This is a genomic window from Microvirga pakistanensis, assembly GCF_004458765.1.
In the GTDB taxonomy this organism is placed as follows: domain Bacteria; phylum Pseudomonadota; class Alphaproteobacteria; order Rhizobiales; family Beijerinckiaceae; genus Microvirga; species Microvirga pakistanensis.
Map to the genome: position 1 here is coordinate 1 of NZ_SPJX01000540.1, position 223 is coordinate 223.

Annotated in this window: 1 pseudogene; it reads left to right on the plus strand. The window is 64.1% G+C overall.

Features of this window, described 5'->3' with window-relative positions:
* A pseudogene (locus E4K09_RS23725) lies at positions 1-223 on the plus strand (biotin/lipoyl-binding protein); the annotation flags it as partial.

Here is a 223-nt window from a genome sequence, read left to right on the forward strand (position 1 = left end):
CGTCCGCGACGCCTGCCACCGTTGCCGCCGTCGATAGTCAGAATGTCCTGCTGTGGGAGGAGTTCTCGGGCCGCTTCGAGGCGGTCGAGCGGGTGGAGCTGCGTCCCCGGGTTCCCGGCGCCATCGAGTCGATCCATTTTCGGGAGGGGTCACTGGTGAAGAAGGGCGATCTCCTCTTCATCATCGATCCCGCACCATACATCGCAGAGGTCGAGAAGGCGGA